This window comes from Lapillicoccus sp., from assembly GCF_025353065.1.
Classification (GTDB): domain Bacteria; phylum Actinomycetota; class Actinomycetes; order Actinomycetales; family Dermatophilaceae; genus Lapillicoccus.
Window position 1 is genome coordinate 1 of record NZ_JANXRJ010000019.1, and the last position, 9316, is coordinate 9316.

Consider the following 9316-nt stretch of genomic DNA (forward strand, 5'->3'; position numbering starts at 1 on the left):
GTTCCGGCGGGCGGTCCGCGCCCACCAGCTGCGCACCCTCGCCATCGGCGGGCTGGCTGCCGCCATCGGGCTCGTCGCCATCGTCGGGGCCGCCCGTCCGCAGGCACGCACCGTCATCAGCCAGGAGCGCGACAACCGCGACATCGTCCTCTGCCTCGACGTGTCGGGCTCGATGATCGACGTCGACGCCCAGGTCGTCGATCGCTTCCGGCAGCTCGCCGAGGGCTTCAAGGGCGAGCGGCTCTCCCTCGTGATCTTCAACAGCTCCGCCGTGCCGGTCTTCCCGCTCACCGACGACTACCAGTTCATCAGCGACGAGCTGGCCAAGGCCGCCAGCGCGCTGCGCACCCTCGACCCCCAGGACCCCTTCTTCGCCGGCACCCTCAACGGCGAGGGCAGCTCCCTCATCGGCGACGGGCTGGCGACCTGCCTGCGTGGGTTCGACCACCCCGAGCTCCCGCGGGCCCGGTCGGTCATCCTCGCGACCGACAACGAGGCGGCCGGCAAGTCGCTGTTCAGCCTGCCCGAGGCGGGGCAGCTCGCGAGCACCGGCCACATCCAGGTCTACGGCGTCAACCCCGCCGACAGCCCCGCCTCGTCGGCCGCCCGGGAGATGAAGCAGGTGGTCGCGAAGACCGGCGGTGTCTACTACGCGCTCAACGATGTCGGCGCGGTGGCCGAGATCCTCAACGCAGTGACCTCCCGCGAGGCCACCCGGATCCCGACCCGACCCCTGCTCGCGGTGCACGACGACCCGCAGCTCTGGATCGGGCTGGCCGCCACCGGGCTGGCGGCTCTGCTCTTCCTCCGTCGGCTGAGGTGGCGCCCGTGACCGTGCAGCCCGTCGTCCCCTGGCTCCTGCTCGTCCTCCTCGCCGCCGTCGCCGGATTCCTCGTCTGGTGGCCCGCCGGTCCGCGGGAGCGGACCGACTCGGTCCTGACCCGGTCCCGGCGGAGCGCCATGGTCGCGCTCCTGCTCGTCGCGGCCGTCCGTCCCGGTATGCCGGGGGGCGAGATCACGGTGAGCGCGAGCGACCTCGACGTCTACTTCCTCATCGACACGACCTCGTCGGTCATGGCGCAGGACTATGCCGGGGGTCAACCGCGGCTCGCGGGTGTCCGGGCCGACGTCAAGGGCATCGCGGCCCAGCTGCCCGGGGCGCGCTACACCGTCATGTCCTTCGACCACCAGACCGTGACCCGGCTGCCGCTGACCAGTGATGCCAACGCGCTGGCGTCCTCGGTCGACACGCTCCTCGCCGAGACCTCGACGTGGTCGCAGGGCAGCAGCGTCACCGTCGCGCGAACGGCTCTCTCCGACGCGCTCGACCACGGCCGGGCGACCCACCCCGAGCGGGCCCGCCTCGTCTTCTATCTCGGCGACGGCGAGCAGACCGCCGACACCGCGCCCGACCCCTTCGACATCGACCCCACCCTGGTCAACGGTGGTGCGGTGCTCGGCTACGGCAGCACGCAGGGTGGCCGGATGAAGCAGACCGGGACGCGGCGCGAGGACGACATCCTCGACCCCTCCACCGGTCAGCCGGCACTGTCGAAGATCGACGAGAAGGAGCTGCGGGCCATCGCCGGCCAGCTCAAGGTGCCCTACCTCCACCGGACCTCCGACGACGGCGCGGCGAGCATCGTCTCCGAGGTCGCCCTCAAGGACACCGCCTCGCTCACCTCGGCGGACGCGACCCAGGCCGCGGTGGGGCGCACCGAGTACTACTGGGTGTTCCTGCTCGCTCTCGCCGCACTGGCCGCCTGGGACCTCGGGGTGTCCGTCGCGGCGGCCACGGCCCTGCGCGCCGGGCGACGTCGTCCCGATGACGTGACCCCGCAGGCGACCGGGACCGCGGCCGTCAACCCGCCGGCCGTCCTCGAGAAGGTCTCCGCAGCCACCCCCGGAGGTGCCGTATGACGATCCTCGCCCGCCCGCAGGGCACGACGCCGCCGCCTGCGGGACGCGGCGGTGAGCTGGGTCGACCGCCGGCCGAGAAGCCGGAGGCACGAGCGGCGCGACTCGCGCTGCGGCGCAAGCTCATCGTCTGGTCGTTGCCGCTCGTGATCGTGCTGCTCCTCGTCGCGGTCAAGCTGCTGACCATGGTGGCCATCGGCCAGCAGGCCCGGGACGCGTATGCCGCGGGCGACGTCACCGCGGTCCAGGCGGCCGGCGACCGGCTCGGCCTGCTCAACGTCATCGAGCGCTACAAGGCTCCCTTCGCCCTCGGCGACGCCCACGTGCTCACCGGTGACTTCGCGGGCGCGCGCGACAAGTTCGAGCAGGCCCTCGCGAACGCCCCGAAGGACAGGCTCGAGGCCTGCGAGGTGCGTGTCAACCTCGTCCTCAGCCTCGAGAAGCTCGGTGACGCGGCCCAGGCCGCCTCGGGTGCCGCCGCCAGCAAGCCGATCTACGACCGGGTCGTGGTGGTCGTCGCCCAGGCGCCGCACGGCTGCTTCACCCCGAGCGGGGGCACCACCGGTCAGGAGCTCGACGACGCCAAGAACCGTGCCCAGGAGAAGAGCAAGGCGCAGCCGGCCCAGCCCGGTGACCAGGGCCCCCAAGGTCAGCAGCCCAGCCAGGACAAGCAGCAGCAGCTCGACAACAAGACCCAGGACAACCAGCAGCAGCGCGCCCAGGGCCAGGGCGACCAGAACAGCGGCGGGTCACGGCCCCAGGTCGCCCGGCCTTGGTAGCGCTGAGTTCGGCGGGAGCCGGAATGGGCACGCGCGAGTCGGCGTTTTCCACGGCAGACGGCAGATTCCCTACGGAAGGTGACCCACATGACCTCGCTCGACCTCGGCTCCCTCGTCCTCGGTGGCAACGTGTTCGGCTGGACGGCCGATCGCGACGAGAGCTTCGCGGTGCTGGACGCCTTCGTCGCGGGTGGTGGGGTGTCGATCGACACCGCCGACGCCTACTCGCAGTGGGTGCCCGGCAACTCCGGCGGCGACTCCGAGCTGATCATCGGGGAGTGGCTCGCCTCACGTGGCAACCGGGACGCCGTGGAGATCCACACCAAGGTCTTCGCGAAGACCGACCGTCCCGGTCTTTCGCCGGCCAATCTGCAGGCTGCCGTAGACGATTCACTGAGCCGGCTGCAGACCGACCACCTCGACGTCTACTACGCCCACCGTGACGACGACGCCGTCGACCAGGCGGACTACGTCGCGGGCTTCGACGCCCTCGTCAGGTCCGGCAAGGTGCGCGAGGTCGGCGCCTCCAACTTCTCCGCGGGCCGGCTGGCCAGCGCTCTCGACATCGCTGCTGCCGAAGGGCTGACGCCCTTCACCGTCGCCCAGGACAAGTGGAGCCTCGTCGAGCGCGACATCGAGTCGCAGCTCGTGCCGACGCTTCGCGACCGGGGGATCGTCCAGCTGCCCTACTCCTCGCTGGGCAGCGGGTTCCTCACCGGCAAGTACCGGCCCGGCACCAGCGTCGAGTCGGCCCGGGCGCAGGCGGCCGGACGCTACCTCGAGCGCCCGGGAGCGACCACCCTGCTCGACACCCTCGACGAGATCGCGGACGCCAGGGGCACGTCGGTGACGGCGGTCTCGCTGGCGTGGCTGCGGGTCCAGCCGACCGTCGGGGCACCCATCGCCAGCGCCCGCACGGTCCAGCAGGTGCAGCCGTTGCTCGACTCGATGACCCTCACCCTCGCCGACGACGAGCTCGCCCGGCTGGACAAGGCCTCCGCCGCCCTCGGCTGACCCGCCCCAGCGGCATACCCACTCGTTGCGGCTGACGACCGGATCTTTCGGGCGTCAACGCCCAGAACGGGCCACTCACCGCAACACGTCGGGGTCGTCGGCCTGCTCCGTGATGGAGGTCAGCCAGGTCCGGGCGGGGACGGGGGTGTCGTGGCAGGAGCTGTGCCGGGGTGCGCCCTCGGTGGGCGTCATGGCCACCTGCCAGGAGCGGCCGTCGGCGTGGGTCACCTCGACGTCGCCGTCCTCGTCGTCGCCGGGCTGGCTCGTGGCGAGGGCCGACGGCTCGACCTCGCCGATGAGCTCCCGCACGGCCGACTCGGCGACCTGGTGTCGCGATGTCAGGGCACTGGCGCCACGGTCGTGCCGCGGCCCGAGCAGGTCGCGCGCGAAAAGACCGGAGTCGGACGCGTCCAGCGCCGCCGACACGCCGTCGATGGTCAGTCGCGCGATCGTGCGGCCCCACGGCAGGAGGACCCCGGTCGGCGCGAACCGGTGACCGCCCGTGTGGGAGCACTCCCACACCCGCCCGGGGTATGCCGCGTGGCCGGCGATGGCGATCGGCCGCCCGCGGACGGCGCAGCAGACGTCGCGCCGGCCGTTGGTGCAGACGAGCAGGGCCGGAGCGGCCACGACGAGCCCAGCGACCGAGGCCTGGACGCGGGCTACGTCTCCCCGCCCGAGGGCATCGAGATCCAGCTGCAGCAGCTCGGCGGGATCAGCGACCGAGCCGCCGAGGAGGAAGGCCGGCCGCTCTTGCGTCCCGGTCCAGGCCACGAGCACCGTGTGCCCAGAGGGGTGTTGGTCAGGATGCTGCCCCGGTCGACGCAGCAGCGACAGGCGTCCGCCGTGCTCGGCGCAGGCCTGCTCCAGAGCCGTCCCGACGTCGACGGGCAGGTGCGACTCGGTAGCGGCGTTGTGTCCCCAGGGGCCGCTCTGCTCCAGCGCGACCCAGAAGCGCGCCGGAGCGGCCGTGCCGTAGACGGTGGTGTCGAGCGCGGCGTCCCAGTCGACGGAACAGGCGTCGGGGGCGCTGTGTCCGTGCCCGGCCGCGACCGTCATGCCGCACCACCGACCGGTCCGGCGATCCCCGCGATGACGGCCGCGGCGGGGATGCCCGAGCCGTCGCGCCGGCCCGTGGCCTCGGGCAGCTCGATCGCGACCCCGTTGGCACCCGCCGCCCGCGCCGGAGTCGCGCCGGCCCAGGCCAGCACGAGGGTGTCCTCGCCCTTGAGGAAGCGATGGCAGCGCACGCCACCGGTGGCGCGCCCCTTGGCGGGGTACTCGGCATACGGAGTGACCTTGAGGGCTCCGGGCTCGGTGCCGGGGAGGGCGCCGGAGGACCCGCTCGAGGTCACGACCACCGCCTCCAGGCCCGGGTCGATGGCGCCGAACCAGCCGGCCGTCTGACCGGGGGCAAGCTTGATGCCGGCCATCCCACCGGCCGAGCGGCCCTGCGGACGGACGGACGCAGCCGGGAAGTGGAGCAGCTGCGCGTCGGTGCTGATGAACACCAGATCCCAGCTGTCAGAGGGGATCTCGCACGCGCCGACGACGAAGTCGCCGTCCTTGAGCGAGATGAGCTCCCAGTCGGCGCGGGCGGGGTAGTCCGTCGCGACGCGCTTGACCACCCCCTGGGCGGTGCCGATCGCGAGACCGGGGGAGTCCGCGGCGACGGAGGCGAGCGTCAGTGGTTCCTCGCCGCGCGGCAGGTCGACGTAGGCCGCGAGCGGCGCCCCGCCGGACAGCGCAGGCGGGCCGGCGGTCGGGGGCAGCGTGGGGAGCTCGACCGCGGAGAGGCGGATCATCCGACCGGCGCTGGTCACGAGGCCGACCTCGCCGCGGGCCGTCGTGCGGACGGCTCCGACGATGACGTCGTGCTTCGACCGGCCACCCTCGGTCGAGATCGGTTCGTCGGTCGTCGTGCGGGCGAGCAGCCCGGTCGATGACAGCAGAACCCAGCACGGGTCGTCAGTGACCTCGAGGGGCATCGCCGCGCTCGCCCCCGCGCTCGCCCCGGTGACGATGGCAGCGCCTGCAGCCTCGAGGAGGACCGTGCGGCGAGGCGAGCCATGGGTTTTCGCGACTTCGCCGAGCTCGGAGGAGACCGTGCGCAGGAGCAGCTTCTCGTCGGCGAGGATCGCGCGGAGCTCGCCGATGCGCTGCTCGAGCTCGGCCTTCTCGGTCTCGAGCTCGATCCGGGAGAACCTCGTCAGGCGGCGCAGTCGCAGCTCGAGGATGTAGTCGGCCTGCGCGGTCGACAGCTCGAAGACCTCCACCAGCCGCGTCCGTGCGGTGTCGGTGTCGTCGGAGCCGCGGATGAGCTGGATGACCTCGTCGATGTCGAGGATCGCGACGAGCAGGCCGTCGACGAGGTGCAGCCGCTCCTCCGCGCGGCGCAGGCGGTACCGCGTGCGGCGCGTGACGACATCGGTGCGGAAGTCGACGTAGACCTGCAGCAGCTGCTTGAGCCCGAGGGTGCGCGGCTGGCCCTCGACGAGGGCGACGTTGTTGATGTTGAACGACTCCTCCAGCGGGGTGAGCTTGTAGAGCTGCTCGAGCACCGCGTCGGGGTTGAAGCCGTTCTTCACCTCGATCACGAGCTGCATGCCGTGCGAGCGGTCGGTGAGGTCCTTGACGTCGCTGATGCCTTGGAGCCGCTTGGACTGGACAAGGTCCTTGATCTTCTCGATGACCTTCTCCGGACCGACGAGGTAGGGCATCTCGGTGACGACGATTCCCTTGCGGCGCGGAGTGATCGCCTCGATCCGGGCCGTCGCGCGGGTGCGGAAGGCGCCGCGGCCGGTGAGGTAGGCATCGCGGATCCCGTCGAGCCCGATGATCCTGCCGCCGCCGGGCAGATCGGGGCCGGGGACGAACTTCATCAGGTCGTCGAGGGAGCACGTCGGGTGGGCGATGAGGTGCCGCGCCGCACCGATGACCTCGACGAGGTTGTGCGGCGCCATGTTGGTCGCCATCCCGACGGCGATGCCGCTGGCGCCGTTGACCAGCAGGTTGGGGAACGCGGCCGGCATGACCCCGGGCTGGGTCTCGGTGTCGTCGTAGTTGGGGACGAAGTCGACGGTGTCCTCGTCGAGGCCACCGACCATGAGCAACGCGGCCTGCGCCATCCGCGCCTCGGTGTAGCGGGCCGCCGCGGGGCCGTCGTCGAGCGAGCCGAAGTTGCCGTGCCCGTCGATCACCGGCAGCCGCATCGTGAACGGCTGAGCCAGCCGCACCAGCGCGTCGTAGATCGCGGTGTCACCGTGCGGGTGGTACTTCCCCATCACCTCGCCGATGACCCGTTGGCTCTTGACGTGCGCCCGGTCCGGCCGCAGCCCGAGCTCGCTCATGCCGTAGAGGATCCGGCGCTGGACCGGCTTCAGCCCGTCACGCGCGTCCGGCAGGGCGCGGGAGTAGATGACGGAGTAGGAGTACTCGAGGAACGCGTTGCGCATCTCCTCCCCGACGTCGATGTCGATGATCTTCTCGACCACGTCCTCGGGCGGGGGAGGAGGGCTGGTGCGACGGGCCATACGCGGTGGTGCTCCTCGATCTTGCCAGTGTCGAACGAGTGGAGGACGGATGACGACACCCCATCCTCACCCACGCGACAACGCTGCTCACCCCCGCCACGCCGGTATGCCCACCGGCCACCGGCCACCGGCCACCGGTCAGCGGCCCGAGCCGAACCGCCCCCACGGACCCGCTCCCGCTCGTTGCCCAGTTCCGCCCGCTGTTCCTTTGTCGGGTGACCCGATAAAGGGACGGTCCGCTGGACAACCGTTCTCGCGCCGACCGTCCCCTTGTCTGGTCAGCCCGACAGAGGGACAACGGTGCTCACCCCCGCCACGCCGGTATGCCGCGTCGCCGGACCTGCCGCGTGGCCCACCCCGATATCTTCGCCCGGTTCTTGGCCGCCGCCGACTCCGCCCAGGTGCCACGTCGTCCTGGTCTGGGCGCCCGAAGGACCCAGCGGAGAGCTGAGGGTGGTCAGGAGCAGGCCGCCCGGACCCGCTATCTCTCCTGGCCGAACCGCCCCCAGTGGGCGACCTCCGCGCCGGTGCGCCGGTGCCGCCGCAGGGACGGGCTCTTCGGGCCGGGCACGGCATACCCGAGGGCGATCGCGCCGATGATCGTGCGGTCGTGCGGGATCGCGAACGCCCGGTGCACGTCGTCGTGGCACTCCGGCGGGACGCCGAAGAAGAGGCTGCCCAGCCCGGCATCGGTCGCGGTCAGGAGCATCAGCAGGGACGCCATCCCGGTGTCGATGTCCCAGTAGGGAACTGGCCAGCGGGCCTCGTCGCGGTCGGTCCACCCCTTGTCCGGGTCGGCATACCGCTCGAGGTAGGCCTGCTTGTGCGACAGCGCGAGGATGACGACGGGGGCGGACTGCATCCCGGCCAGCCACGCGTCAGGCGTAGCGTCCGCGTCCTCGGCCGTCGCCGTCCAGAAGGCCCCCCGCTCCTCGTGCGAGCGCAGGACGACGAAGTCCCAGCCCTGGCTGAAACCGGCACTCGGCGCCCGGACCGCGTTGTCCAGGCAGGCCGCGAGCACCGCGTCCGGCACCGGGCGGTCGGGGTCGTAGCGCCGGACCATGCGCCGGCGCCGCACCACTTCGGAGAACTCCATCCACGGATGCTGCCACGGCCCCCGGGCGTGCAACGATGGCGTCCATGGTCGACACCCTCGATCTCCCGCCCGACTATCCCATCGCCTGGGAGGCGGACGTCGTCCTCCGGGACGGCTCGGTCGCCCACGTGCGCTCGATCGTCCCCGCCGACGCCGACCGGCTGCGGGCCTTCCACAACGCGCAGTCGGACGAGTCGATCTACCTCCGGTTCTTCGCGCCGCTGCGGCAGCTGAGCGACCGCGACGTGTTCCGCTTCACCAACGTCGACAACGTCAACCGGGTCGCCCTCGTCGCCACCGTGCGCGAGGTCATCGTCGGGGTCGGGCGGTTCGACAAGATCGACGCGACGAGCGCCGAGGTCGCCTTTAACATCAGCGACCACTTCCAGGGGCGCGGCGTGGGCTCGGTCCTGCTCGAGCACCTCGCGATGATCGGCCAGGAGGTCGGCGTCGCGACCTTCACCGCAGAGGTCCTCCCGCAGAACCGCAAGATGATCAACGTCTTCCGTGAGGCGGGCTACGACGTCACCCACAACTTCGAGGACGGCGTCATCGCCGTCTCGTTCGCGATCAAGCCCACCGAGAACTCCACCCGGGTCCGGCTCTCCCGGGAGCACCGCGCCGAGTCGGTCAGCGTGCACTCGGTCCTCTTCCCCACCTCGATCGCCGTCATCGGCGCCAGCCGCCGCCGGGAGTCGATCGGGCAGCGGCTGCTGCGCAACATCGTCGACGGCGGCTACACCGGCCCCGTGTATGCCGTGAACAGCCGGGTCACCGGGGCCGCCGAAGGCCCCGGAACCGCCGGGCCGACCGACGAGCTGGAGCCCCTCGAGGTCTACGGAATGACCACCTTCGCCCGGCTCAGCGACATCCCCGGGCCGGTCGACCTCGCCATCGTCGCCGTCCCGGCCGAGGGGGTGCTCGCCGTCGTGGACGAGTGCGCCGCCAAGGGCGTCAAGACGTTGCTCGTCGCATCG

Annotated in this window: 8 protein-coding genes; 5 read left to right on the top strand and 3 right to left on the bottom strand. The window is 71.7% G+C overall.

Features of this window, described 5'->3' with window-relative positions:
* From Q0R63_RS01370 to Q0R63_RS01385, 4 genes are all read left to right on the top strand, one after another.
* Positions 1–832 (top strand): VWA domain-containing protein (locus Q0R63_RS01370; RefSeq protein WP_295692875.1); only part of this gene is annotated, 832 nt, incomplete at its 5' end.
* Positions 829–1920 (top strand): VWA domain-containing protein, encoded by a 1092-nt coding sequence (locus Q0R63_RS01375; protein ID WP_295692878.1) that lies wholly within the window; start codon positions 829–831, stop codon positions 1918–1920. The genes Q0R63_RS01370 and Q0R63_RS01375, both read left to right, overlap by 4 nt.
* Positions 1917–2696 (top strand): tetratricopeptide repeat protein, encoded by a 780-nt coding sequence (locus Q0R63_RS01380; RefSeq protein WP_295692882.1) that lies wholly within the window; start codon positions 1917–1919, stop codon positions 2694–2696. Before Q0R63_RS01375 ends, Q0R63_RS01380 begins: the two co-directional genes overlap by 4 nt.
* A gap of 87 nt (positions 2697–2783) precedes the next feature.
* Positions 2784–3710, top strand: coding sequence for an aldo/keto reductase (locus Q0R63_RS01385; protein ID WP_295692885.1), 927 nt, complete (start codon positions 2784–2786; stop codon positions 3708–3710).
* 75 nt (positions 3711–3785) lie between these two features.
* Here Q0R63_RS01385 and Q0R63_RS01390 read toward each other — a convergent pair whose 3' ends face one another.
* The 3 genes from Q0R63_RS01390 to Q0R63_RS01400 all read right to left on the bottom strand — a co-directional run bounded on the left by Q0R63_RS01390 (position 3786) and on the right by Q0R63_RS01400 (position 8339).
* Entirely contained in the window at positions 3786–4769 is a 984-nt protein-coding gene (locus Q0R63_RS01390) for a sucrase ferredoxin (RefSeq protein ID WP_295692889.1), read from the bottom strand.
* The gene (locus Q0R63_RS01395; RefSeq protein WP_295692892.1) at positions 4766–7243 is read right to left on the bottom strand and encodes a DNA topoisomerase IV subunit A; all 2478 of its coding nucleotides are present in this window, start codon (positions 7241–7243) and stop codon (positions 4766–4768) included. The genes Q0R63_RS01390 and Q0R63_RS01395 overlap by 4 nt, the downstream gene beginning before the upstream one ends.
* Positions 7244–7724: 481 nt before the next feature.
* Complete coding sequence (locus Q0R63_RS01400; protein WP_295692894.1) at positions 7725–8339, bottom strand: nitroreductase family protein; 615 nt, start codon at positions 8337–8339, stop codon at positions 7725–7727.
* Positions 8340–8383: 44 nt separating this feature from the next.
* On the opposite strand from Q0R63_RS01400, the gene Q0R63_RS01405 reads away from it, so the two are divergent.
* A partial coding sequence (locus Q0R63_RS01405; RefSeq protein ID WP_295692897.1) for a GNAT family N-acetyltransferase occupies positions 8384–9316 on the top strand: 933 nt, incomplete at its 3' end.

Bases quoted from the DNA above. Each gene is read 5' to 3' on its own strand.
- Q0R63_RS01380 (WP_295692882.1), top strand. From the start codon at position 1,917: ATGACGATCCTCGCCCGCCCGCAGGGCACGACGCCGCCGCCTGCGGGA.
- Q0R63_RS01385 (WP_295692885.1), top strand. From the start codon at position 2,784: ATGACCTCGCTCGACCTCGGCTCCCTCGTCCTCGGTGGCAACGTGTTC.
- Q0R63_RS01390 (WP_295692889.1), bottom strand. From the start codon at position 4,769: ATGACGGTCGCGGCCGGGCACGGACACAGCGCCCCCGACGCCTGTTCC.
- Q0R63_RS01395 (WP_295692892.1), bottom strand. From the start codon at position 7,243: ATGGCCCGTCGCACCAGCCCTCCTCCCCCGCCCGAGGACGTGGTCGAG.
- Q0R63_RS01400 (WP_295692894.1), bottom strand. From the start codon at position 8,339: ATGGAGTTCTCCGAAGTGGTGCGGCGCCGGCGCATGGTCCGGCGCTAC.